Source organism: Corynebacterium haematomassiliense (assembly GCF_013978595.1).
Lineage (GTDB): Bacteria > Actinomycetota > Actinomycetes > Mycobacteriales > Mycobacteriaceae > Corynebacterium > Corynebacterium lehmanniae.
The window spans coordinates 1,427,390-1,454,321 of the sequence record NZ_JACDTZ010000001.1 but is presented as its reverse complement, the minus strand read 5'-3'; the positions used below and the strand labels follow the sequence as shown (position 1 = coordinate 1,454,321).

Here is a 26,932-nt window from a genome sequence, read left to right as displayed (position 1 = left end):
GCATACTGGGTGCGTAACTGCAACCCCTAGCAGGAGGATTTCCATGCCTATCGCAACCCCCGAGGTCTACAACCAGATGCTGGACACCGCCAAGAAGGGCGGCTTCGCGTTCCCGGCGATCAACTGCACCTCGTCGGAGACCATCAACGCGGCTATCAAGGGTTTCGCCGAGGCGGAGTCTGACGGCATCATCCAGTTCTCCACCGGCGGCGCCGAATTCGGCTCTGGCCTGGGCGTGAAGAACAAGGTTGCGGGCGCGAAGGCGCTGGCGTCGTTCGCGCACGAGGTGGCGCAGCACTACGACGTCAACATCGCCCTGCACACCGACCACTGCCAGAAGGAAGTGCTGGACGACTACGTCCGTCCGCTCATCGCCATCTCCCAGGAGCGCGTGGACCGCGGCGAGCTGCCGCTGTTCCAGTCCCACATGTGGGACGGCTCCGCAGTGCCGATCGACGAGAACCTCGAGATCGCGCAGGAGCTCCTGGCTAAGGCGCACGCGGCGAACATCATCCTCGAGGTGGAAATCGGTGTCGTCGGCGGCGAGGAGGACGGCGTCGAGGCTCGCGCCGGCTCGAACCTGTACACCAACGAAGCCGATTTTGAGAAGACCGTCGATGCCCTCGGCACCGGCGAGAACGGCCGCTACCTGCTGGCCGCCACCTTCGGCAACGTCCACGGCGTGTACAAGCCGGGCAACGTGAAGCTGCGTCCGGAGGTCTTGGACATGGGCCAGAAGGTCGCCGCCCGCAAGCTCGGCCTGGACGAGGGTGCGCAGCCGTTCGACTTCGTCTTCCACGGCGGCTCCGGCTCCGAGAAGGAGAAGATCGAGGAGGCCCTGCGCTACGGCGTGATCAAGATGAACGTGGACACCGACACCCAGTACGCGTTCACCCGCCCGGTCGCGGCGCACATGTTCTCCAACTACGACGGCGTGCTCAAGATCGACGGCGAGGTGGGCAACAAGAAGACCTACGACCCGCGTTCCTACCTGAAGAAGGCCGAGCAGGCCATGTCCGAGCGCGTCATCGAGGCGTGCCAGGACCTCCACTCCGTGGGCAAGTCCGTGTCCAAGTAAGCATTTGCTTCTCGACGAACCTCCGGCCATCCCCGGAGGTTTTCCTTTTGCCCTGTTTCGGTCTGGTGCGAACTTTCCCGGGCGCGAACCACACCAGCCCCAACAACTTCCTGCGCCACACCCGCCCCAGGCCTCGGGTCAGTGTTTGTAAAACATTACATGCGCGAGGTCTTATAGCCTCCTGACCTGCAACAGTAAATCTGCGCACCTGTCCAGGATGTCGACTTTTGCACGTTTCGTTTAGGCCTCAACCGTTCTCATGCCCGACCGGTTCCCCTCCCGCCTAGACTGTCTAACCATGGCGAAGCAGAGGATGGGTACGCGGGAGCGTCTTCAGCTGGTGGACAAATCGGTGCAGGCGCGCCTGAAACGCGTGCGCAAGCGTCTGCTCCCGATCCTGCAGATCGGCCTCGCGGCCGGACTGGCGTACTTCCTGGCACGCGACGTCGCCGGACACCCGCGCCCGTTCTTCGCACCGATCAGCGTGGTCATCATCATCGGCATGACGGGCGGGGACCGAGTGTCCAAATCTGTGGATATGGCGCTCGGCTGCATCCTTGGTGTGCTGGTTGGCGACCTCATCTTTTACCGGCTCGGCGACGGCGGCTGGCAGATCGCCGTGATCGTCGCTGGTTCGCTGCTTATTGCGTCGTTTTTCTCCAGTTCGATCCTGGTGAACAACCAGGCCGCGATCGGCGCGATCCTAATCGCCACGATCATGCCGCCGGGCGCGGAGGTTACGGGTATCGACCGCACCGTGGACGCGATCATCGGCTGCCTGGTCGCCTTGGCTACTATCGCGCTGATCCCGCAGGCGCCGATGCAGTCGGCCCGCGCGGAGGTGTCCAAGGTGCTGGGCATCATGTCGTCGGTGCTCGACGACGTCTCGGACGGACTGCGCGACAACGACCCCGCGAGCATCGACGAGGCTCTCGACCTGATCCGCGGCACCCAGACCGGCATCGACGACCTCGCCGCCGCCATTAAGGCCGGCCAGGAAACGTCGCGGGTCTCGCCGTTTTTGTGGGGCACGCGCCGCTACATTAATTCGCTCGCGCGCGTGATCCCGCCCGTCGATAATGCGGTGCGCACGACTCGTGTGTTGGCGCGCAGGGCGGGCGTGCTTGCCAACGACAACGATTCCGCCACCCCCGCCCAAATCCAACTCCTGGACACCCTTTCCCAGGTGTGCCTCGAACTTTCCGAGGTCTACGACGTCAATTCCCGAGTCGCCCAGGCCACCGTGATCCCGCAATGCGTCAACGAGCTGCGCCAGGCCGCTCAGGAAGCTGGCATGGACGTCATCCCGGAGAACGGCGTGCTGTCCGCGTACGCCATCCTGGCGCAGACACGCTCACTGATCGTGGACCTGTTGATGGTGTGCGGCATGTCCCACGAGTCCGCCCTCGCCGCTCTCGCGCCCACCTCGAAGACGCCCAAGGTCGAGCCGGAATCGTTCGACTTCGACTAGCGGGCGTCGGGTTTGGCAGCCCAAACCAACCCGCACAGCGAAAACCCCGGCTGGAAAACCCAGCCGGGGTTTGAGGCGTCTAGCGCTCAGGCGCTTAGCGCATAGTGTTTAGCGCTTGTTGATGTCGCCCTCGACGTCGCCCTCGACGTCGCCCTCGACGACGCCGTCGGTCTCGAAGCGCTCCTTGCGGACCTCCTCGGAGACGCGCTCGGTGTCGCGGACGGTGTCCTTCTCCAGGGAGACCTTCTCCACCGGGACGGACTCCTTGGAAACGTTCACGCGGTCCTCGGAGAGGGTGACGGAAGCTTCCTGCTCGCCGATGTTGCCGTCGTAGTTGGCACGGTCAGCGTCGGTGATCGGCTCGCGGACAACGCGGACCTCTTCGCGCTCAACCGGGACCTCAACGGTCTCGGTCTCGTTGACCACGTACTTGCGCAGGCGGACCTGGCCGGTCTCGACGCGGTCCTTGGAGACGTTCAGCTGCTCCTCGGAGCGGATGATCTCGCCGTTGTCTGCGACGTCGTGACGGTCGGTGTCGGCGAACTCGCGGCGCTCAGCGTCGACGTCGGTCTCGACGTCGCGGCGCTCGCCGGCAGCGTAGCCAGCACCTGCAGCACCTGCTGCGCCCGCACCAGCAGCGCCGGTCTCTGCGAAGCGGTTACCAGTCTCGTAGGTGGTCACGTCCTGGGTGTTCTCCAGGCCGTAGTGGCGGTAGAACGCGTCCTGGTCCTCGGTGGTGAGGTGGCCGTTCTCGTCCAGGTCCGGTGCGTCCTCGATGCGCTCCTTCGGGAATGCGAGGTGCAGCTCGCCGTCGCGCAGGCTGTGGCCGCGCAGCGGGACGATGGAGTCGCCGCCACCGAAGAGACCGTGGTTGACGGAAACGAAGTCCGGCTGGCCGGTGGTGTCGTTGACGTAAACGTCCTTGACGCCGCCAACCTTGTCGCCGTCGACGTCGTATGCGGTTGCGTTTGCGAGGTCCTCGATGCGGTTGAAGTCAGCCATGATTTCTCCTTAAAGGTTTTGGCTAGTAAATTTATTTTGCTACCGCGGTTTCCGTCTGGAGCGGTCCTTGCGGGAACAAAAACGAATGTAGGGAAGAGTTCCACGGCGCGTTTGGACGTCCGTTCAAAATCGCGGTTAGAACAAAAATTCGAGCGACAAACCCGCCCACTTCAGGTAGCCCTAGTCACACCCCTTTGACGTGGGCCTTTGCCTATCGACGCCACGTAAACCGCCAAAACCTACAACAAGGCTCAGTACCGGCGAGGTAACGAAACGCTAACCAAACGCCACAAAATTCCCACTGTGAGATAACTCACATTCTAGAATTTAGCCCTCGCGGACGCTCTGGATGTCGCGCAGATGGCGGTAGAACGTGACGCGGGTGACGGGGCGGGGGCGACGGATGCCGTCGATAAGCACGGCGATTTCCTCGCCCCCTGATTGCAGCGCGCGGCCTGCGAGGACCCGGGAGGCGTCGGTGCGGCGCACGGGCTGTCGCCGTAGGAAGCGGCGCGTGGGCACAAGCGGGCTGACAAACGGCACCGCGACCAGCCCGGGCGCGTCTACGGTGGGTACGAGCCGCGCCCCGTACTCGCCGCCGCCGACGAGTACGTCGGAGTCCACCACAACTTCGCCCACGTACGGCGCGGAGCCGTCGCCAGTAAATAGCTCGGCGGAACCCGCGACCACCTCGCCGAAATCCGTGCGTATGCAGGGCATCGGCCGCACCGCCCCCTCGACCGCGAGCGCCGCATCGCCGGCGCCCCACATCACAGCCGCGGGCGATTGCCTATCGACGGGCACGTACCCGACCTCCACCCACATCACATCCGCGCGCATCAGGCGGGTGAGGACGAGCCCCAAGGCGCGGTCGTCGCCGGAGACCACCACGCGCACGGGCTCGGAGGGCTGCTGCGGCGCAAACGACGGTTCGCCCAGGTGGGAGACGTTGGGGCTGGCCTGGATCTCGTCCAGGGACGGCGTGGGGTCCTCCGGCATCACCTCGCGCGCGATGTCCACCAAAAACTTCAGGTCACGCTGGCTGGGGTGCTGCGGAAGGTCGAAGCGCTGGGCGCCGGGGATGACGGGCGCGTCGCCGCACGCGCAGTGGATGAGCCGCATGGCGCTCACGCTACAATATGGCCGTTATTGCGCCATATATAAGGAGTGTGCGATGTCCGCCATCATCATTGTGGGCGCCCAATGGGGCGACGAAGGCAAAGGCAAAGCGACCGACATCCTCGGCGGCAAGGTTGATTACGTGGTTAAACCCAACGGCGGCAACAACGCGGGCCACACCGTTGTGGTGGGCGGGGAGAAGTACGAGCTGAAGCTGTTGCCCGCCGGCGTGCTCAGCGAGAACGCCACCCCGATCCTGGGCAACGGTGTGGTGGTGAACCTGGAGGCGCTGTTCGAGGAGATCGACGGCCTGGAGGCCCGCGGCGCCAACGCGTCCCGCCTGAAGGTCTCCGCCAACGCCCACCTGGTGGCCCCGTACCACCAGCAGCTGGACCGCGTGCAGGAGCGCTTCCTGGGCAAGCGCGCCATCGGCACTACCGGCCGCGGAATCGGCCCCACCTACGCCGACAAGGTCGCGCGCGTGGGCCTGCGCGTGCAGGACGTCTTTGACGAGTCCATCCTGCGCCAGAAGATCGAGTCCGCCCTGGACGTGAAGAACCAGATGCTGGTGAAGATGTACAACCGCCGCGCGATCTCCGTGGACGAGACCATGGACTACTTCGGCCGCTACGCCGAGCGTCTCGCGCCCATGGTGGTGGATGCGGAGCGTGTGCTTAACGACGCCCTCTCACGCGGCGAGCACGTCCTCATGGAAGGCGGCCAAGCCACGATGCTGGATGTGGACCACGGCACTTACCCGTTTGTGACCTCCTCCAACCCCACCGCCGGCGGCGCCTGTGTGGGTTCCGGCATCGGCCCGACCCGCATCACCGGTGTGCTTGGCATTATTAAGGCGTACACCACCCGCGTCGGCGCAGGCCCCTTCCCCACGGAGCTGTTTGATAAGTGGGGCGAGTTCCTCCAGGTCACCGGCGGCGAGGTGGGTGTGAACACCGGTCGCGTGCGCCGCACCGGCTGGTACGACAGCGTGATCGCCCGCTACGCCTCTCGCGTCAACGGCTTCACCGACTTGTTCTTGACCAAGCTGGACGTGCTCACCGGCATCGGGGAGATCCCCATCTGTGTGGCCTACGACGTGGACGGCAAGCGTTTCGACGAAATGCCGCTGACGCAGACCGACTTCCACCACGCCGAGCCGATCTACGAGACCATGCCGGCCTGGGACGAGGACATCACCGAGTGTCGGGAGTTTGAAGACCTGCCGCAGAAGGCGCAGGACTACGTGCTGCGCTTGGAAGAGCTCTCCGGCGCGCCGATCTCCTACATCGGCGTCGGCCCGGGCCGCGACCAGACCATCGTGCGCCACGATGTGATGCAGCGGTAGTGGGGTTCAGCGCCGTTGGCGGTAGTTGCAAAAGTCTCAGCAACTCCTTGGGGTTGAGCTCCCGGGTCTCTCCAACATGGTCGGCGACGTCAACGCCCAGCTGCAGCAGCAGATCGGCCTGTTCAACCCGGAGGTTGCAGTCCAGGTGGATGTGATTAACCAGCAGCTGGCTCAGTACGGCACCGATCTCGGTACCGTCGCTGGCGCACTGGCTCTGATCGCGGCTGGCATCCTCGCTGGCACGATCATCTACGACGCGTGTGCTCCGGAGGGCTCCCAGAGCTCCGTGAACGAGCTGCGCCTCGAGGGTTCCTCCGGCAAGACCTACGCCGGTTCCTCCAAGAAGGAGGAGAAGGCGGCGAAGCAGGGTTCTTCTGAGAAGAAGTAGCCTCGGCTAAGCCCAGGTTGGCCCCCGCGCTCCCGCGAGGGAGGGTGGGGGCCTTTGCCTATCGACGCCCCTCCGGCCACCCCCATAAGGGTGAAAAACGCAGCGCTGCGTCACATTCTTACTCGAAATTAAGAACCGTCTCGTTCCGCATCACCTGCAAGTGCCTCCAGGATCTGCGCGCGCACAGTTGCCTTCCAGGAAGTTTTGTGTCCCGAACTTTCTAGCTGCGGTTCTGTATGTGGAGGGTTTGCCCGGCTTGGTCGGACGGGATATATGCGCCATTGCCGCCCCTCAGCAGTCTGTTAAGAACGGCGTTTTCCGGACGTTGACCAACTTGTAATGCTTTGATTTTTTCGTCGGGGTGACCGTCGACATTTGGTTGGGCTGTGCTCGACATATGTCAATTTAGTCAACCGCGGACGTGGGTTGACATGCGTAAACATGCATAAAAACGTCATTGCAGTGTCCTTGGAGCGTCCGTACGCTTGCCCATGTTGGCCCCTTATGGACAGTTGCCTAGCTGTACACATGTCTCGGGCTCAGCGTTCTGTTGTTTCAGAGATTCCTCGAAAGGGACTTTTATGAAGAAGAACTACATCGCTCGTCGCCGTGGAACCTCCGTGGCTGCAGCGGCACTGTCGTTTGCGTTGGTTGCGCCGTTTGCGCAGTCGGTGGCTGTTGCTCAGGAAACTCCTGCTGCTGTTGCTGACCAGACTGCCGACGCTTCCTCAGCAGCCGATCAGAGCGAAACTATTGATGCTGACGCCATCGCAAGCGGGCGTGTTACTAAGGCAGCAAACCTTACTGATGCGCAGGGCGTCGGTAAGGGGCTTATCTCGGGCCACGTGTATATGACGGGGCCGAAGGGTAATCCGGGATCGACCATTGACAACGGCAACATTCCGCTCGATGGTGTCACGGTCTACGCGCAGTTCCAGGACAAGGATGGCTCCTACTCGCCGATTTTCTCCGCTAAGACCCACACCCTGCCAAATGTGGTCGGTGGTAACGGCGGTAAAGGCACGTTCGCTTTCGGAACCGAGGATAAGGGCATTACTTGGACCGACAAGCTGGGCGTTGAGCACACATGGGCTGCTCGTACGGATCAAAAGCACCGCATCTGGGTTGAGCCGTACACCAACGACCGTGGAAACAAGGTCGTAATGTTCCGTCAGGCAAACGGCTTCGTCCCGGGTTCCTTCAATGGTCTCGTTGAAGGTCCCCTTGGTTCGTTCGCCGCTGCGGATGGCAACATCCAGTTGACGGCCGCGTTCTACCAAGAGGTTCCGCCGAACCACGAAACCAGCTGGATGGCAGCCAAGGGTGACAAGCTCGTTGAGGATCCGGAGGGTCCGATCGACGCACCGGCTACGCAGCTGAATGAATCCAACGTGCTTTCCGGCCGTGTTTGGCTTGAAACTGGTGGCCCGGATAAGGGCATTGTGGCAACTGGCCCTGCGATGAACTCCATCGACGAACCCGCTGACGGTTACACGGTGTACGCATCGACGCTGACCAAGGACGGCGCCGCAGCAAACCAGAAACTGCACGAGCAGTTCAAGGACGACCCGAACAAGCTGGCGGATGCGACCAAGAAGATGCTTGAGGATAACCCTGAGTACATCCTCAAGACCGTCTACGGCAAGACCGATCCAGACGGGTACTACTCGCTGCGGTTCGGGGAGCTGACTGATGCAAATCAGACCAACGAAGATTCCCTCAACAAGGACAACGTGTTCGTGTGGGTGGAGAACGAGGATGGTGTGGTTCAGAACGGCTACACCGGTTTCCACACTCCTGTCTTCCAGAAGTACAACGATGGTGGAAACTTCCGTGCATCGGCAATCCCGGCCAGGAACAGAACTGTTACTTCCCGGGTTGAAGACCAGGGGAAGCCACGCTACGGCAAGCAGGTCAATTCGATCTACAACGTCAACTACGCACTCATGCCGTACACCCCGGTTTCGATCGTTGCTGACTACAACGCCACTGATAAGCCGGCGGCACCGGGCACTACGGTGACCCCAGAGTTCAGTGGTGACCTCTCTACGCTGCCCTCGCAGGTTGAGTGGCGTGACCAGCAGGGCAAGGTTCTCAAGACCTGCGAGCTTGACCAGTCCAAGGGCATTAAGGCTCAAGTTGCAGCTTGTACCTTTGACATCCCGGAGGATGCAGAAAAGGGCGATTACTTCAACGTAGTCCTGGTTTCTGGTGGCAACGACGTTTCCGCGTGGACCGTCCTGGTCACCAAGGACTCGGACGAATACACGCCTGCGTACGAGGACAAGTTTGTTGTCCCGGGTGAGGAGACGAAGTCCACGCCGATTTTCACCAAGGTGGACGAGGAAGGTAACCCGACTGAAGAAAAGGTCGAGGCTCCTGAGGGTTCGAAGTTCGCGATTCCGGGGGACTTTAAGGCTCCGGAGGGCTACGAGGTCGCGATTGATGAGAACACCGGCGAGATCACGGTGACGTTCCCGGATAAGTCCAAGCTGAACGCGGATACCGTTGAGGAGTTCGATGTCCCGGTGACGGTGACGTACCCGGATGGTTCCACGGACAAAGAGGTTAAAGCGAAGTTCAAGCTGGACACCGATGGTGACGGCAAACCGGATAATGAAGACACCGACGATGACGGTGACGGCATTCCGGATGACCAGGAGAAGGAAGACGGCACCAACCCGAAGGCTCCGAACCAGAACCTGGACTTCGAGCCTGAGTATGAGGATGGTTCTGGTAAGCCGGGCGAGGATGTGACGGTTCCGGCTCCGACGTTTACGGATAAGGACGGCAAGGAGACCACTGCTCCGGATGGCACGAAGTTCACTCCGGGGGAGGGTGCTCCGGATGGTGTGACGGTTGATGAGAACACTGGTGAGATCACTGTTCCGGTGCCGGAGGACGCGAAGCCGGGTGACAAGATCACGGTTCCGGTGGATGTGACCTACCCGGATGGCACGAAGGACACTGTTGATGTCACTGTCACCGTCGATGAGCCGGATGTTCCGGCTCCGGCCGAGAAGGACAATGAAAAGTACCAGCCTGGGTACGAGGATGGTTCTGGTAAGCCGGGCGAGGATGTGACGGTTCCGGCTCCGACGTTTACGGATAAGGACGGCAAGGAGACCACTGCTCCGGATGGTACGAAGTTCACTCCGGGGGAGGGTGCTCCGGAGAGCGTCGAGGTTGATCCGAACACCGGTGAGATCACTGTTCCGGTGCCGGAGGACGCGAAGCCGGGTGACAAGATCACGGTTCCGGTGGATGTGACCTACCCGGATGGCACGAAGGACACTGTTGATGTCACTGTCACCGTCGATGAGCCGGATGTTCCGGCTCCGGCCGAGAAGGACAATGAAAAGTACCAGCCTGGGTACGAGGATGGTTCTGGTAAGCCGGGCGAGGATGTGACGGTTCCGGCTCCGACGTTTACGGATAAGGACGGCAAGGAGACCACTGCTCCGGATGGCACGAAGTTCACTCCGGGGGAGGGTGCTCCGGATGGTGTGACGGTTGATGAGAACACTGGTGAGATCACTGTTCCGGTGCCGGAGGACGCGAAGCCGGGTGACAAGATCACGGTTCCGGTGGATGTGACCTACCCGGATGGCACGAAGGACACTGTTGATGTCACTGTCACCGTCGATGAGCCGGATGTTCCGGCTCCGGCCGAGAAGGACAATGAAAAGTACCAGCCTGGGTACGAGGATGGTTCTGGTAAGCCGGGCGAGGATGTGACGGTTCCGGCTCCGACGTTTACGGATAAGGACGGCAAGGAGACCACTGCTCCGGATGGCACGAAGTTCACTCCGGGGGAGGGTGCTCCGGATGGTGTGACGGTTGATGAGAACACTGGTGAGATCACTGTTCCGGTGCCGGAGGACGCGAAGCCGGGTGACAAGATCACGGTTCCGGTGGATGTGACCTACCCGGATGGCACGAAGGACACTGTTGATGTCACTGTCACCGTCGATGAGCCGGATGTTCCGGCTCCGGCCGAGAAGGACAATGAAAAGTACCAGCCTGGGTACGAGGATGGTTCTGGTAAGCCGGGCGAGGATGTGACGGTTCCGGCTCCGACGTTTACGGATAAGGACGGCAAGGAGACCACTGCTCCGGACGGCACGAAGTTCACTCCGGGTGAGGGTGCTCCGGAGGGTGTGACCGTTGATGAGAACACTGGTGAGATCACCGTGAAGGTGCCGCAGGACGCGAAGCCGGGTGACAAGATCACGGTTCCGGTGGATGTGACCTACCCGGATGGCACGAAGGACACTGTTGATGTCACCGTCACCGTCGACGAGCCGGCAAAGACCCCGGATTGGAACGACGAAACCACTACTCCGGGTGAGCCGGTCGAGATCGAGAAGGATCCGAACTCCGGTGATTTCACGCCGGGTTCGACGGTTGAGGTCACTGATGGCCCGGGCACCGCTGAGATTGATGACAACGGTAAGATCACGGTGACTCCGTCTGATGAGGCGAAGCCGGGCGACAAGATTGTCGTTGATGTGAAGGATCCGGAGGGCAAGGTCATCGACACCGTCACGGTGACGGTCACCGATCCGGATGCCACCCAGGCCGAGACCTTCGACCCGAACTACGAGGAGCTCACCCAGGTAACGGTCGACGGTGACAAGGCAACCAACAACCCGTTCGGCGGGGAAGATGCGCCGCTGAAGAACATCGATTCCAAGGCATCGGACGGCTCCCAGGATTGGGAGTTCCAGATGCAGGAAAACGGTGTCATCGTGGCCACCGCACCGACGATGGCTGAGGTTGGCGAGGCTGTCGGCGAGCAGCTGCCCACCATTGACAAGAGCTGGGAGAAGTTCGTTGAGACCTTCACCCCGTACGCTCGCCCGACCGTGACGGTGGACTTCACCTACGAGGATGACTCGAAGGACGAAGGCGTCGACGCGAACTTCGACCTGCTTGGCAAGGACGGTAAGTCCCTGCTGGATCCGAATGGCGACTTCGACGGCGACGGCCACACCAACAAGGACGAGATCGAGAAGGGCACCAACCCGGCTGACAAGGACTCCAAGCCTTCTGAGGGCGACGATGTCAAGGACACCACTCCGCCGACCGTGAACCCGATCAAGCCGGGTGATAAGACCATCTCCGGTACGGGTGATCGTCCGAACGAGGACATCATCGTTGAGCTGCCGGGTGGCAAGAAGGTCGAGACCAAGACCGACAAGGACGGCAAGTGGACCATTGATGTTCCAGCTGGTGTTGAGCTCAAGCCGGGCGACAAGGTGATCGTTTCCGACGGTGCTGGTAACAAGACCCCGGCTCAGGTTGGTATTGACACCGGTAAGTGTGTTGCTACGTCCCTCGGGTTTGGTCTGCCGCTGCTGGCGTTGATCCCGCTGGGTCTGGCGTCGCAGATGGAGATTCCGGGTCTGTCCAACGTTGTGGCTGACGCGAACGCTCAGCTGCAGGCTGCGAACACCCGCATCCAGCAGCAGCTGGGTCTGTTCAACCCGGAGATTGCCGCGCAGGTTGATGCGGCGAACCGTCAGCTGGCGCAGTTCGGCACTGACATCGGCACCGTTGCCGGTGGTCTGGCGCTGATCGCGGCCGGCATCCTGGCTGGCACCCTGATCTATGACAACTGCTCCCCGAATGGTGGCGGCAGCTCTGTGAAGGATCTGGAGCTGAAGGGTTCTTCCGGTAAGACCTACGCTGGTTCTTCGAAGAAGGAGGACAAGGCTGGCGAGAAGGCTGCTGACAAGAAGTAGTAGTTTCGCGTAGCCCGGCTAAGTAGCCCCTGTTCTCCCTTTATGGGAGGGCAGGGGCTACTGCTTTATGTGACGCCTGGTACCGATGTCGACGGCCCGATCACGGTCACCGACCCGAACCTGCCCAACGGCGCAGTCGAGGCCGAGGTGCCGGTGGACGGCCACGAGAAGAACCGTGACGACAACGATTCCGACACCGCGTCCGTGACCACCCCGGACGTCCCGGCGGACGGCAACGCGCACGTTGTCGGCCGCGTGGACAACCCGGACAAGGACGGCGGCTACACCGGCAAGCTCGTGGACCGCTCTGGCAAGGAGATCGAGGGCGGCGTCGTCGAGATTGACCCGGAGACCGGCGAGATCAAGGTGACCGTGCCGGCCGGCACCGACCCGCGCGAGGCCTTCGTGGCCGTGCGCGACAAGGACGGCAAACGCGTCACCGACAAGGACGGCTACGACCTGCGCGTCAACATCGTCGCCCCGAACTACGGCGACGCCACCGCGGTGAAGCCGGGCGAGAAGGGCACGTCCAAGGATCCGTTCGCGGGCCAGGACCTCACCGCCGCAGTGGTGGGCGCCGAGGTCGAAGGCTCCAAGGGCGCGGACAACTGGAGCTTTACTATCGACGGCACCTCCGGCGTGATCACCGGCCAGGCCCCGACGAACGAGCAGCTCCAGGATTCCTTCACCGAGAAGTTCCCGAACGGCAAGACCACCTGGGACGACTTTGTGAAGCAGTTCGACGGCATCGCCAACCCGTCCGCGACCGGCACCATCACGCTCGACGGCGTGAAGGATCCGCTGACCGGCGAGGCGAAGTTCGAGCTGGTGGGCCAGGACGGCCGCTCCATCCTGGACCCGAACGGCGACTTCGACGGCGACGGCGTGTCCAACCGCGACGAGATCGAGGGCAAGTCCGACCCGTTCGACGCGGACTCCACGCCGTCCGAGGGCCAGGATGCGCCGGAGAAGCCGGCTCCGGAGCCGGAGAAGCCGGGCCTGACCGACGACGAGCGCAAGCGCTGCATCGCCACCTCCGTCGGCTTCGGTCTGCCGCTGCTGGCGCTGATCCCGATCGGCCTGGCCACCCAGACCGCCATCCCGGGCCTGAGCCCTGTGGTGGAGCAGTACTCCGAGCAGATCCGCCTGGCTAACGCCCGGATCCAGCAGGAGCTGGGCGTGTTCAATCCGGAGATTGCGCTGCAGGTCGAGGTGATTAATAAGCAGCTGCGCCAGTTCGGCCTGGACGTGGCAACCGTGGGCGCAGGCCTCGCACTGATCGCCGCCGGCATCCTCACCGGCACGGTCATCTACGACAACTGCACCCCCGGCGGCATTGGCAGCTCCGTGCAGGACCTCGAGCTGAAGGGCTCCACCGGCAAGACCTACGCCGGTTCTTCCGAGAAGAAGTAACCGAGTAGGGCCCGGTCCCTAGCCGAGCCGAGCGCCCCCGCTTCCCGCACTGGGAGGCGGGGGCGCTTCGTCGTTGGGCCGCCGCAGTTCCTCGCCCCGATCCGTGTGATCACTTTTAATGATCGATCATTATTTGTGAAGTATGCTGCTCAATATGGATATGAGGCATCGTATTAACGAAGCTTTAGAGCGTCAGAGACTGCCGTTGAGTATTTCCAAGCTGAGAACCTTCCCCTGTGAAGGTGGCCAGTGTGGACATGCGCTCGTCGCGGTTGATACGGAAGGTGGTTCGTCGACCTTTGAATTGCCCGTATTTGTGACGACGGGCGGATTTAGTCCACGGCAGCAGCCTCGCCTGGAGCGAGACGGGTTTATGGTGCTTGCGGAGAAGATCCAGCCGTCCGTTGCAGAACGCCTAAGGCGTTCGGGAACTGCTTTCGCCGATGTCCGAGGGAATTGTTTTTTTCGGGAAGGGCAGGTGGTGATCGATGTTCGTGGGCGCACTGAAATGCCGGACCGAAAGAAGACAGCAAACCGGTCCACACGTGCGGTAAATCTGTTTGCACCCAAGCGTGCGCAGGTGGCCGCGCTCATATTGTCCTATCCGGAAGTGTTGTCGATGTCGGTGCGGGATATTGCAAAGGCATCCGGAGTCTCTTTCGGAACCACTGTCAACGCTTTGAATCTCTTTGCGGAAACTGGGTACTTGGTCGCACGCGGTTCCGAGCTTGCCCTCGCCGGTCATCGGTTCGACGCTTTTGCAGAGTCGTGGGCTGACGCATTCCCGGCCGGGTTAGGAAAGAATATCGAGATCTACCGCGGGTTCGGCGATATTCATCGTTTGAAGGAAGAGTTTGGTGGTGTCTGGGTAAGCGGCGAGGCGGCGGTGCCGGAACTGGTTCGCGGCGGAGAATCAGTGCAGCTGTACCTCGAAGACCCGGATGACGCTGCACGAATCATACGTGCATGCAGGATCCGTTCTTCCCCGGAAGGCACTATTACGCTACGACAGGCATTCTGGGATCTTGATGTAGTCCAGCAGCAAGCGTTAGTAGTGGCGCAAGAATCCGCTAGTTTAGGTGGGCGGCCTCAGGTCCCGCTTGCGCTGCTGTATGCGGATCTGTGGACAGCGGGGGATCCGCGTTTGGCTGAAATTGCTCAGGAGATTCGGCAGCGCATGAACGATCGGGGGAACTGGTGACGAAGTTTGAAGACGCAGAGTTGTGCGTCTTGTTTGAAGAACTGAACGAACATGTCGATTTAGAAGCCGTGATGCTCATTGGTGCTAAATGTCGTGACATACACCAGCTGAGGTACCGCGACACTTTGCCGGCGAGAACTACCGAGGATGTGGATCTCGCTCTCGCCGTAGATGGATGGAAGCCGTTTGAAACATTGCGGGAACTCTTTCCGTCTAAGTCGAATGCCTGGCAGAAGCTCACCATTGGTTCTCTTCCAGTTGATGTTGTTCCCTTTGGGACTGTAGAACGCCCGCCAGGGACGGTTGCGTCGGGGAAAGGATGGGAGATGAACGTTGCCGGATTCCAAGAGGTTTTTGACGCTCGGGAGTTCTTTTCTCTTTCCAACGGTATGAAGATTGGTATTCCGACCGTGCCTGGGTTTGCCGCGTTGAAGCTTCACGCCTGGTTGGACAGGCATTCAGGTGGGGTCTTCAAAGATGCGACTGACTTAGCTTTAGTGCTTGCTTGGTATGAAGCTGAGGATGAATTTCTCTGGGACAATTTCGACGAGGTAGAAGATGAAGATCTAATCGGCGAAACGGACCGAATGGCGGCAGCTGTACTGGGGCGCAAGGTCCGGCAGCTGCTCGGTCCGTCCGCTGCGGCGTTTTTGGCAGATCGGTTTGAGGAAGAGACGAATAGCGAGCTGGATAGATTCGCAGAAAACTTGACGGTGCAGGGCGAGCGCCCCCTCCCGTTCCGCCGGCGTCGACAGCAGGTGTCTGACCTTGTGGGAGCGTTGACGCCGGCTCAGGACTAGAGGGGTATTTACCCAGCTCACGCGTTTGCGTACCAGCCCGCACTCGGAACTGTGGGATAATCCGTTCCCATGACTGTTCCGCACTCTGCAGAGCACCCCACCGACCACTCCGCCGACGACACGGGCGCTATCCCCACCGTCCCCGCTGCACCCGCTGCCAGCGAGGAACCGGCGGAGATGCCGCGCCGCGCGCTGATCTTGGGCGAGTCCGCGATGGCGCTGGACCTAGAGCAGGCCTACAAGCGCATGGGCTTTGACACCCGCATCGGCGCCGCGAGTATTGCGGAGGCGTTTTACCCGGGCATCATCGTCACCTCCGGCGACGCTGAGGACACGATCGAGACGGTCCAGGAGATCTCGGAGCGCGTCGGTGCTGTGGTGGCGCCGTCGGTGGAGGCGTGCCGCCACACCGCGGACCGCATGGCGGTGCGCAAGCAGGCCAATGAGGAGCTGGGCCTCCCCGTCCTGGATTACGAGTTCGCCGCGACTCCGCAGGAGATGCACGACGCGGTGGAGCGCATCGGCTACCCGTGCGTGGTCAAGGCGCCGACCAGCAAGGACGGCGAGGGGTTCAGCTTCGTGCACAGCGACGCGGACCTCGCGGACGCGTGGCGCGCCGCCGATCGGGGTATGGGGCAGGGCGCGGTGGTGGAGCGCTTCATCGACTTTGACTTCGAGGTCACCATTCTTGCGGCGCGCTCGATTGACCCGAGCACGGGCGAGCTGGCCACGTGGTTCTGCGAGCCGATTGGCACCCGCCACAGGGAGGGCCGGCTCGTCGAGAGTTGGCAGCCCGCGCCGCTGCCTGAGGCGGCGATGGATAACGCCCGCTCGATCGCGGCGCGCATCACCGGTGCGTTGGCCAGCTGCGGCATCTTCTCGGTGGAGATGTTCGTCTCGGGCGACGACGTGTATTTCTCTCAGGTCACGCCGCGCCCGAGCCGCGACGGCCTGGTCACATTCGTCACCCAGCGCATCAACCAGTTCGACCTCCAGGCGCACGCCACGCAGCGGCTGCCCATCGATTCGACGCTGATCAGCCCGGGTGCGGTCCGCTTCTTGGAGGGCCACCCGTCGCAGGCCGCGCTCGCCGCGGCCATGGCGGTCGAGGAGGTCACGGTGCGAATGCTTGGCGACGGCACCCTGGTCCTCGCCACGGCCGATTCCGCGGCGGAGGCCCGCCAACGCACTGACGAGGCCGTCCGGGAGATCTACAACGTCGACGGCAAACCCAGCGAGAATTAGATCACACCATTCAGTTCGTCTTGGCGGGGGTCGCACCGGTAAACTGTTGCATGTTTGCCCACGACGAAAGGTGAAGCCATGTCTCAACGCCAATCATTGCTGGTAACCCTCGCAAACCGCACCTTCGACGGACTGGATCTGCAGCAGCTTGCAAGCCGTCTGGAGTTGCCCCTGGTGCGGCTTTCGGGTGACAGCGTGGCAGAAATCTTCAACTCCGAGCAGATCACCGAAGAGCCGGCGCTGTACGCGGGCACCGGCGACTACAACTTCGACGCTCAGCTCGCCGCAGCCCTCGGCGCCCCGGTGCTGCTCGCCGCAGGCGACGAAACGGCTGCCAAGCTCGCGGAAGCGAGGATTGGGGAGTTGGGGGCGACCGTGGCGTCGATAAGCAATGGCGATTTTGACAACGTTGAGCCCGTCGAGGCCCAGCAGGTGATGAGCCCCGTGGTGTTCGAGCGCCAGCTGATCGAGCAGGCGCGCGCCAACCGCAAGCACGTGGTGCTGCCGGAGGGCGAGGACGACCGCATCCTGCAGGCCGCAGACCAGCTGCTCAAGCAGGGCGTGGCCGAGCTGACCATCCTCGGCGACGTGGACGACATGAACCGCCGCGCAGCCGATTTGGGCCTGGACCTCACCGGCGCGAACCTGGTCAACCACCTCGAATCCGAGCTCGCCGAGGAGTTCGCCGCCGAGTTCGCGGAGCTGCGCAAAAAGAAGGGTGTGACCATCGAAGAGGCGCGCGAGACCATGAAGGACGTCTCCTACTTCGGCACCATGATGGTGCACAAGGGGCTTGCCGACGGCATGGTCTCCGGCGCCGCGCACACCACCGCGCACACTATTAAGCCGTCGTTCCAGATCATCAAGACCGCCCCGGGCGCGTCCGTGGTGTCCTCGGTCTTTCTCATGGTCATGCAGGACCGCCTGTGGGCGTTCGGCGATTGCGCCGTGAACCCTAACCCGACCGCGGAGCAGATCGGCGAGATCGCCGCCGTGTCGGCTCAGACCGCCGCGCAGTTCGGCATCGACCCGAAGGTGGCCATCCTGTCCTACTCCACCGGCACCTCCGGCTCCGGCCCGGACGTGGACCGCGCCGTGGAGGCAACCGCGAAGGCCAAGGAGCTCGCGCCGGATGTGGCCATCGACGGCCCGCTGCAGTTCGACGCCGCCTGCGACCCGGGCGTCGGTAAGAAGAAGGCCCCGGATTCCCCGGTCGCCGGCCAGGCCAACGTGTTCATCTTCCCCGACCTGGAGGCGGGCAACGCGGGCTACAAGATCGCCCAGCGCACCGGCGGCGCGCTCGCGGTCGGCCCGGTGCTGCAGGGCCTGAACAAGCCGGTCAACGACCTGTCCCGCGGCGCGACCGTGCCGGACATTGTCAACACCGTGGCCATCACGGCGATCCAGGCGGGGGCGAAGTAAATGTCCTACGTACTCGTCATTAACTCCGGTTCTTCCTCCATCAAGTTCCAGATCGTCGACCCGACCTCGGACGCGTCCGCGGACCCGTTCGTCTCTGGCCTGGTCGAGCAGATCGGCGAGCCGCAGGGCCGCATCACCATCAAGTACGAGGGCCAGAAGTTCGTCGTGCAAAAGGCAGTGCCCACCCATGCCGACGGCCTGCAGGAAACCTTCAAGCTTCTCGACGCCAAAGGCATCGGCCCGACGCAACTCGACATCGTCGCCGCAGGCCACCGCGTCGTGCACGGCGGCATGGTCTTCTCCGAGCCGGAGCTGATCCTGGACCCGGTGGTGGACATGATCCGCGACCTGATCCCGCTGGCGCCGCTGCACAACCCGGCCAACATCGACGGCATCGAGGTCGCCCGCGCCCTGCTGCCGGACATCCCGCACGTGGCGGTGTTCGACACCGGCTTCTTCCGCGACCTGCCCCCGGCCGCCGCCCTGTACGCGATTAACGCCGAGGTGGCGGAGCAGAACCTGATCCGCCGCTACGGCTTCCACGGCACCTCCCACGAGTTCGTCTCCGCGCAGGTGCCGGAGCTGATCGGCCGCGATCCGAACCACACCCGCCAGATCGTGCTGCACCTGGGCAACGGCGCCTCCGCGTCGGCCGTGGCCAACGGTCACCCGATCGACACCTCGATGGGCCTGACCCCGCTGGCCGGCCTGGCCATGGGCACCCGCTCCGGCGACATCGACCCCGGCATCATCTTCCACCTGGTGCGCCAGGGCGGCATGTCCATCGACGAGATTGACAACCTGCTCAACCGCCAGTCCGGTGTGAAGGGCCTGTCCGGCGTGAACGACTTCCGCGAGCTGCGCTCCATGATCGAGGAAGAAAACGAAAACGCCTGGCTGGCCTACATGGTCTACCTGAACCAGCTGCGCCGCTTCATCGGTTCCTACATGATCGCGCTGGGGCGCGTGGACGCCATCACGTTCACCGCCGGCGTCGGCGAGAACGACCAGCACGTGCGCATGGACGCCCTGGACAACCTGAAGATGTACGGCATCGAAGTCGACCCGGAGAAGAACGCCCTGCCCAACGACGGCCCGCGCATCATCTCCACCGACGACTCCAAGGTGAAGGTCCTGGTCGTGCCCACCAACGAGGAGCTGGCCATCGCGCAGAAGGCCGCCGCCGTCGCCGCCCGCGTGGGGTAGTGCGGCTTTTCAGCCCCGGCACCGGTTCGCGAGTTCTGGTGCCGGGGCTTTCTGCTGCGCTTTTATCTGATCGTCTAGCAGGTTGTGCGGTGCTGCTAGACGATCAGCCCCATACTGAAACTCAATGCCATCAACACCTGGGGAAATGCGTAGCGGGGTGCCGGATCGTATAGCAGGACGAGGCGGCTACTAGACGATCTGCGACTGGTGGGCTGGTCTGTTTTCGCGTCGACCGCGCCTTGGTTAAAAATATGACGATTGCCAGCCCTGTGATGGATTGCACAAAAGTTCTCTTGAACTCGGGCGTAGCAGGGTAGAGGTCTGCGTTGACCTCGGGCGGAGCGTCTTGCAACTCCCGAAAGCATAATTGTGTTGTTTTCATGGGATTGCGCGCTATAGATTTACAGAAGCAGAAAACCGTATTGTTGGCTGTTGATTGAGTCGGCGGTAGATAAAAAGATTCAGAAAAGGGGTCTTGCAATGACTGGAAAGCATGACCGCGCGATTGCGTGCCGGCGCGGGACATCGGTAGCCGCGTGCGCGCTCGGCCTGTCGCTTGTGGTGACGGGTGTCCAGCCGGTTGCAGCCCCGCAGACCGCTTCGCAGGCGTCGGCGCAGCTGCTGACCGATGCGCAAAAGTCGTTGGTGAGGTACCCAACCTCCACAAGCGTGAACTACGGTGAGACAACCAAAATCAGCCCGAACGTTAACCGTCTGACTGTCTACCCACCGAACGGATACAAGCTCGCCGACAGCGTTAACCCGGGCTGGGGGGCCACAATCGACCCAGAGTCCGGAGAAATTTCAATCACTCCGGACCCGGACGCCGATCTTGGAGAGAGCGACAAGATCGAAGTTCAATTCACGTTCAAAGATGGCTCCACCAAGACCGTCGACGCCGCCGTTAGCGTGCAACCCGACCCGGAATACGTAGACCAGAGCGACAAGGTGTTCTGGACTGGGAAAGCAATCAACGCTATCGACATCCGGGTGAACAAAGCTCCCCGGAGTTCGGCGCTCACCATCGATGAGTCCACGCTGCCACCAGGTGTCACCGCCACGCTGCGTAACTTCGGCAATATCAAGCACATCTTCCTGAAGGGCACCCCGACTGAAACCGGCACTTTCACGGTGAAAACCCAGCTGGTGGAGGGCGGAAGCGTTGTTGCCGGCGCCGACGGGCCACTCGAGCAGACCTTCACGATCACGGTGAAAGACTCTGCAGATTTGCCGGCTCCGGTCGCACAAAACATCGTTGACGATCCGGCACCGGTGAAGCCCGGTGAGGAGGTCAACATCGCCATTCCCACAGAGAACGCATCGTCCGTCGAGGTCACTGACCTGCCGGAAGGCTTGACCTATGACCAGGAAAACAGCAAGATCACCGGTAAGCCGACGACGTCGGGCACGGCGAGAATCGACATCATTACTAACGACGCCAAGGTGATCACCGACACCATCGACATCCAGGTGGAGGAGGCAGGCGGATCGACGACACCGGCAACGACGACGCCTGAAGACTCGACGCCGGAGCCGACCTCCGACCAGACCACGTCCGCACCGGAGCCGTCTGTCCCGGTTACTTCTGAGCCGACCTCTGCGACGCCGACCTCCGGGCAGTTGACGACTCAGCCGCAGCCGACGCCAACTACCGCGCAGCCAACGTCCGGTCAGCCGACCTCGGGCCAGCCGACCACGGCGCGGCCGACCTCCGATCAGCCGACAACCACCGACCAGACCACGTCCGCGCCAGAGCCGTCTGCCCCGGCTACCTCTGAGCCGACTTCGACGACCCCGACGTCTGGTTGGGTGCCGACACAGCCGGAGCCGACGTCAACTACTGCGCAGCCAACGTCCGGTCAGCCGACTTCGGGCCAGCCGACTTCGGGCCAGACGACTACAGCTCAGCCGACCTCGGGCCGGACCACGTCCGCACCGGAGCCGTCTGCCCCGGCTACCTCTGAGCCGACCGCAGCGACGCCGACCTCTGGGCAGCTGACGACTCAGCCGCAGCCGACGTCAACTTCTGCGCAGCCGACGTCAACTACTGCGCAGCCAACGTCCGGTCAGTCGACCACGGCGCGGCCGACCTCCGACCAGCCGACAACCGCCGACCAGACCACGTCCGCGCCGGAGCCGACGACAAAACCGTCCACGCCGGGTTCTTCCGAGCCGACCTCGACGACCCCGACGTCTGGTTGGGTGCCCACGCAGCCGGAGCCGACGTCAACTACTGCGCAGCCAACGTCCGGTCAGTCGACCACGGCGCGGCCGACCTCCGACCAGCCGACCTCCGACCAGACCACGTCCGCACCGGAGCCGTCTGTCCCGGTTGCTTCTGAGCCGACCTCTGCGACGCCGACCTCCGAGCAGTTGACGACTCAGCCGGAGCCGACGTCAACTACTGCGCAGCCAACGTCCGGTCAGCCGACTTCGGGCCAGCCGACTTCGGGCCAGCCGACTACAGCTCAGCCGACCTCGGGCCGGACCACGTCCGCGCCGGAGCCGTCTGCCCCGGCTACCTCTGAGCCGACCGCAGCGACGCCGACCTCTGGGCAGCTGACGACTCAGCCGCAGCCGACAACCACCAAGCCGACCTCGGGCCAGACAACCGCGGCGCAGCCGACCTCCGACCAGCCGACAACCACCAAGCCGACCTCGGCGCGACCCACTACGCCCGCACCGCAACCGACGACCAGTGCGCAGCCGGCCCCGTCGGTCGACGACTTCGCCTGGGACAAGCTGACCGTGCAGGCGGGCACCACCAAGGTGACCGTGCCTTCCCGCAAGCCGTCCGAAACCGTCAACGTGCGCGTCGACGGCGATGCGCCGGAGTGGCTGTCCGTGGCGTCGGATGGTCAGGTGTTGGCCGATCCGGGCCGCGACGTCAAGCCGGGCGAGTACACGGTCGACGTGGTTTCCGGAGCGGGGGAGCGCGACATCATCACGGTCAACGTCACCGCTCCGGTGAGCGACGCCGACCGCATCAGCGGCGTGAAGTACAAGGACTCCTACGTCCAGGCGGGAAAGACGAACTCCAGCCGCCAGCCGATCGCCACCATTGACCGCGACGGCATCGAGTACAAGAGTCAGCCGCTTCCGGCCGGCACGAAGTTCTCCACCAAGAGTGCCGAGGGAACCGTTGACCCGGACACCGGCGTCGTCACTGTGAAGGCGCCGCTGCGCACTCCGGCGGGCGAGACCATCGAGGTCCCGGTCGACTTCACCTACCCGGACGGCACGACGGGCAAGGCCACCGCGGTCTTCCACGTCGACGTCGGCGCGCAGAACGAGGCCTACAAGCCCGCCTACCAGGAGGGTCTCGGCGCGCAGCCGGGCAAGACTGTTGTGGTGCCGCTTCTCGACGGCACGTTCCCCGTCAACAAGGACGGCCAGAACATCGGCCAGTACGCGCTGGCCCCGGTGTTCGACGACAAGGGCAACGAGCTCGGCGCGGACAAGGCCTACAACGGCTGGGATATCAGCATCGACCCGGACACCGGCAACATCTACGCCACCGCCCCGGAGGAGCACCCGGAGCAGATTACTGTCCCGGTGACGGTGCTGTACTCCGACGGCACGGTCTCGGACAAGGACAACGAGCCCACCGTTTTCGCCCGCATCGCGGCGCTTAAGGGGCAGTCGTTGGCGGACTCCACCGAGGCCGCGGGCTACGGCAAGCCGTTCTTCGACGCGGACGGCAACATCCGCATGTTCCCCACGGGCTCGATGCCCCCGGGTGCGACCTTCGAGCAGACCGGCCTGACGGCGCTGCCGGTGGAGGTTGATCCGGAAACGGGCGCGATCACCGTGAAGGTGTCGGAGGATGCTCCGGTTGGCGCGAACTTTGACATCCCGTTGAAGCTGACGCTTCCGGACGGCTCCGCGCAGGAGATCACGGTGCCGGTGTCCACTAAGTCGGAGGCCGCAAACCAGGTGGTGTCCTGGCGTCCGGTCAAGGTCACCGAGGCCGGCACCCCGGTCACGGTGGCGCCGAGCCAGGCCCCGGCGGGCACGACCTACGCGCTGGCCGCGTCCTTCGACGCGCAGGGCTGGCAGGTGTCTGTTGATCCGAAGACGGGCGAGATCACGGTCGCCCGCAACGGCGACGAGGACGACCCGCAGGCGGCGCTGATTCCGGTTGTGGTGACGTTCGCGGACGGTTCGCAGCGCGTCGTCGAGGTGCCGGCAACGACCGTGCGCGGCACCGCGGCGGTGGCGAATGTGGAGTACCCGCGTGTGGTCATCAACGCTGGCCAGACCGCAATTTTGCGGCCGAGCGTCGCGGGGGCGTCGTTCTCCCTGGTCAAGCCGATCCCGGGGCTGCGCACGCAGATCGATCCGGTGACGGGCGAGCTCACCGTCGTCAGCTACGACGGCACCGTCCCGGGCCCGCGCGACATTCCGGTCCAGGTCACGTTCGAGGATTCCTCGAGCACGATCACCTCGGCGCGGGTTGAGGTCCGCACCAAGTCCGGCATGAGCACGCTCGCCGAGAGCACATTGCTTGACGACGTCTCCGCTGTCGGCCGCCCCGACTTCACCACACGAGTCACGCTGCCGGTGCCCAAGAAGGCCGCGGACTATCCGTTCAGCTTGGGCGAGTTCGACGCGGAGGGCTGGGAAGTCTCGTTGGACCGTGCCCGCGGCGTGCTCGAGTTCCGCGTCCCGGCCGACGCCGCCGGCCAGGTCAAGCAGATCCCGGTGAACGTGCGCTTCGCCGACGGCTCCACGGGCCAGTTCAATGTGACGGTGGAAGTGGATGGCGTTGCGGCCGGAGGGTCGTCGCAAAGCAATGGCTCCTCGAAGCCCTCGCCGTGGGTGTGGGCGCTGGCGGTGCTCGGTTTGTTGGGTACAGCTGGCAAGGTTCTGTACGATAATTGCGATAAATTTCAACACTTTTTAGAGCAGTGGGTGTAGGGACACATGATGCACACAGGTAAAAGAGCAATCGCGGCTGTTGTCGCGCTAGGCCTCACCGCCGGCGTCACGCTGCCGGTCCAGGCCGATGCGGCCGTGGATCTGTCCAAGAGCTACCAGGTCGGCGTCACCACCGGCGCCGCCGAGGGCTTCCAGAACGTGGACGTGAACAAGGGCCGAGTGTCCTGGCTGATGTACAACAGCCTCACCTACGGCCTGATGCCCACCGCTTTCTACTTGGACGCCTACGCGGACGGCCAGAAGGTCGAGTTCGCGGGCGAGAAGACCAAGGTGGAGCCCGCCTCCAACAGTGAGGGCGACGTGGTCACCCTCACCCACACCGACCCGAACCTCGGCGTGGAGCTCGTGCGCACCTTCACCGTCACCCCCGCAAATGTGGACGTGCGGGTGGAGCTGAAAAGCGACAGCAAGCGGGACCTGAAGCTGGTGCTTACGGACGGGCTGATGTCCTACGACTACCCGTTCAGCTCCGAGGAAGCCGACCCGAACGAGTACACCATCGACGTGGGCAGCCGCTACAAGCTGAACACCAAGTTCGAGGGCGCCGACACCACCGGCACCGGTGAAAGCCAGCAGGCCGCAGAAGCCGGCAGGAACGACGGCGACCGCTACTACGCGGGCGTGTGGCAGCGCCACGACAATAGGCTCAGCGCACGCATGACCATCGCCGGCGACGCCAACGAAGCGCTGAAGGACTCCGACGGCGACGGCCTGCCCGACGACTGGGAGATCAACGGCTACACCGACGCCGACGGCAACGAGTTCCCGCTGCACCGCTGGGGCGCAGACCCGAACAAGCCGGACCTGTTCCTGCAGCTGAACTGGATGCAGTCCGAGTGGGAGACCAAGGGCTGCTCCGAGAAGCGCGAATACGCGGCAACGGAGAAGGACTTCGGCGAGTTCCTGGAGTGCGCCGACGCGAACGTGAACGTCTACCGCCCGTCGCGCAAGATCCTCAACGACCTGGTGGACCTGTTCGACCGCCGCGGCTACAACTTGCACATCGACGCCGGCGACTACTACAGCAACATCCCGGGCATCACGCCGCAGGGCGGCGACACGATCCCGTACGCGCCGATCTACTTCAAGGACGGCAACGGCCGCGCAGAGGTGCCCGGTGTGCGCCTGGTCAAGGACCGCAAGAACCTGCTCGGGGCACGCCAGTCCGTCTTCCGCGTGGGCATCATCGGCGACCAGCAGGAGGCGGGCAACCTGTCCTCCGGCAACGGCCTGATCTCCGACGGCGCGTTCTACGTGGCCAAGAACTACCTGATGACGTCCCAGGAGCAGATGCGCAACACCATCCTCCACGAATTCGGCCACAACCTGGGCCTGACCCACTCTGGCGCGTCCAACGTGGACAAGCCGAACAGCTCCTACGTGCCCAAGTACAAGTCCGTGATGAACTACCTGTACCAGTTCAGCCACTTCGACTACTCGGACAAGAACTCCACAGACAACGACAACACCAGCATTCCGCAGGCCTGTTACGACGGCACCGCCAAGTGCTTCACCGGCAGCTACGACATCGCACCGGACTGGCAGAACCTGGACATCGTCAACGGCGAGATCGCCAAGGCCACCGGCTCCACCGGCGTGTCCGAGGACCCGTCCGAGTCCGGACACAGCCACCCGCAAGTGGATGAGCTCGTGCTCATGGCAGCGGAGGAAAACAACGGCAAGGCCGGCATCCGCGTGCTTGGCGAGCGCGAGGGCGTGAAGAACGTCATCATCGCCAACCGCTCCGACTCCAAGGTGTACCTGGAGCTGTCCAACCTGGGCATCGACCTGCACGAGTTCACCCTCCAGGTGGACTACCCGGGCGGCAAGTTCCGCAAGACCTACCCGGTGGAAGGCGTGCTCAAGGAGCACGGCAAGTACAACGTCGAGGTGCCGATTGCCAACACCGCCGGCTACAAGGATTCCTCCATGCCGGTGAAGTTCCGCGTCTTCAACGCCGACGGCCGCCTGGTAGCCGAGGAGACCAACGAGTTCTCCGTGCTCAACTACACCACCGAGCAGATGGACCAGCTGGTCAAGGACCTGGAGAAGAAGAACTCCAAGCACCTCCAGGCCGCGCGCGACACCGTGGGCAAAAAGGACCCGGCGAAGCCGACCCTGGCCAAACCGGCACCGGTGCCCACCAAGAACAACCAGCCTGTGCGGACTGGCAATCGACGCCCGGCCGTGACCGAGCTCAACGGCGCAACCCAGCCTGCGCCGAAGCCGAAGCCGGGCACGAACCCGACGCAGAACCCGAGCCGGAACGAGCCGGCCCCGAACAACCAGACCGGAGAGACCGGTAAGGGCGGCAAGGCATCCGGCGGCAGCACCGGCGCGATCGTGGGCATCATCATCGCGATCCTGGCGGTCGTCGGCCTCGGCGGCGCCGCAGCCGCGATGGGCGGCTTCATCTAAGCACCCCCGCCGAAACGGCCGCCGTAATCCTGACAGATTACGGCGGCCGTTTGCGATGACCAGGGACGATAAGGCCCGCCTGACAGATTCCGCCGCGATGTGTCGGCGGGCCTCCGCTCCGTTCGGTCTCCGCCGC

The 26,932-nt window shown here is 63.3% G+C and carries 15 protein-coding genes; 13 read left to right on the top strand and 2 right to left on the bottom strand.

What is annotated here, in order from left to right; genetic code table 11:
* Nucleotides 1-43: 43 nt before the first annotated feature.
* A complete protein-coding gene (fbaA, locus tag H0193_RS06910) occupies nt 44-1,078 on the top strand; it encodes a class II fructose-bisphosphate aldolase (protein ID WP_181889151.1) in 1,035 nt (344 codons plus the stop codon).
* A gap of 298 nt (nt 1,079-1,376) precedes the next feature.
* Complete coding sequence (locus H0193_RS06905) at nt 1,377-2,549, top strand: FUSC family protein (RefSeq protein ID WP_181889150.1); 1,173 nt, start codon at nt 1,377-1,379, stop codon at nt 2,547-2,549.
* Between the two features lie 108 nt (nt 2,550-2,657).
* Here the strand turns inward: H0193_RS06905 and H0193_RS06900 are convergent, their stop codons facing one another.
* Together H0193_RS06900 and H0193_RS06895 are read right to left on the bottom strand one after the other, a co-directional pair.
* The gene (locus tag H0193_RS06900) at nt 2,658-3,551 is read right to left on the bottom strand and encodes a PRC and DUF2382 domain-containing protein (RefSeq protein WP_181889149.1); all 894 of its coding nucleotides are present in this window, start codon (nt 3,549-3,551) and stop codon (nt 2,658-2,660) included.
* Between the two features lie 327 nt (nt 3,552-3,878).
* Nucleotides 3,879-4,673, bottom strand: coding sequence for a hypothetical protein (locus H0193_RS06895; protein WP_181889148.1), 795 nt, complete (start codon nt 4,671-4,673; stop codon nt 3,879-3,881).
* Between the two features lie 52 nt (nt 4,674-4,725).
* Between H0193_RS06895 and H0193_RS06890 the strand changes: the two genes are divergently transcribed.
* The 11 genes from H0193_RS06890 to H0193_RS06840 all read left to right on the top strand — a co-directional run bounded on the left by H0193_RS06890 (nt 4,726) and on the right by H0193_RS06840 (nt 26,796).
* Nucleotides 4,726-6,015, top strand: a complete 1,290-nt coding sequence (locus H0193_RS06890; RefSeq protein WP_181889147.1) for an adenylosuccinate synthase — start codon at nt 4,726-4,728, stop codon at nt 6,013-6,015.
* Between the two features lie 25 nt (nt 6,016-6,040).
* Nucleotides 6,041-6,403, top strand: a complete 363-nt coding sequence (locus tag H0193_RS06885) for a hypothetical protein (protein ID WP_181889146.1) — start codon at nt 6,041-6,043, stop codon at nt 6,401-6,403.
* Nucleotides 6,404-6,984: 581 nt separating this feature from the next.
* Nucleotides 6,985-12,150, top strand: a complete 5,166-nt coding sequence (locus tag H0193_RS06880) for a YPDG domain-containing protein (RefSeq protein WP_181889145.1) — start codon at nt 6,985-6,987, stop codon at nt 12,148-12,150.
* Between the two features lie 69 nt (nt 12,151-12,219).
* A complete protein-coding gene (locus tag H0193_RS06875) occupies nt 12,220-13,563 on the top strand; it encodes a hypothetical protein (protein ID WP_181889144.1) in 1,344 nt (447 codons plus the stop codon).
* A gap of 154 nt (nt 13,564-13,717) precedes the next feature.
* Complete coding sequence (locus H0193_RS06870; RefSeq protein WP_181889143.1) at nt 13,718-14,764, top strand: type IV toxin-antitoxin system AbiEi family antitoxin; 1,047 nt, start codon at nt 13,718-13,720, stop codon at nt 14,762-14,764.
* Nucleotides 14,761-15,564 (top strand): hypothetical protein, encoded by an 804-nt coding sequence (locus H0193_RS06865; RefSeq protein ID WP_181889142.1) that lies wholly within the window; start codon nt 14,761-14,763, stop codon nt 15,562-15,564. The genes H0193_RS06870 and H0193_RS06865 overlap by 4 nt, the downstream gene beginning before the upstream one ends.
* Nucleotides 15,565-15,633: 69 nt before the next feature.
* Nucleotides 15,634-16,809, top strand: coding sequence for an ATP-grasp domain-containing protein (locus H0193_RS06860; RefSeq protein WP_236883426.1), 1,176 nt, complete (start codon nt 15,634-15,636; stop codon nt 16,807-16,809).
* Nucleotides 16,810-16,887: 78 nt separating this feature from the next.
* Nucleotides 16,888-18,231 carry a phosphate acetyltransferase gene (gene pta, locus H0193_RS06855; protein ID WP_181889141.1) on the top strand — a complete coding sequence of 448 codons (1,344 nt, stop codon included), beginning with the start codon at nt 16,888-16,890 and terminating at the stop codon, nt 18,229-18,231.
* The gene (locus H0193_RS06850) at nt 18,232-19,437 is read left to right on the top strand and encodes an acetate kinase (protein WP_181889140.1); all 1,206 of its coding nucleotides are present in this window, start codon (nt 18,232-18,234) and stop codon (nt 19,435-19,437) included. It begins immediately after the preceding gene.
* A 480-nt stretch (nt 19,438-19,917) separates the two neighbouring features.
* Entirely contained in the window at nt 19,918-24,357 is a 4,440-nt protein-coding gene (locus tag H0193_RS06845; protein WP_181889139.1) for a Rib/alpha-like domain-containing protein, read from the top strand.
* Nucleotides 24,358-24,363: 6 nt separating this feature from the next.
* Nucleotides 24,364-26,796: a hypothetical protein gene (locus tag H0193_RS06840; protein ID WP_181889138.1), complete on the top strand. Its 2,433-nt coding sequence runs from the start codon at nt 24,364-24,366 to the stop codon at nt 26,794-26,796.
* Nucleotides 26,797-26,932: the final 136 nt, after the last annotated feature.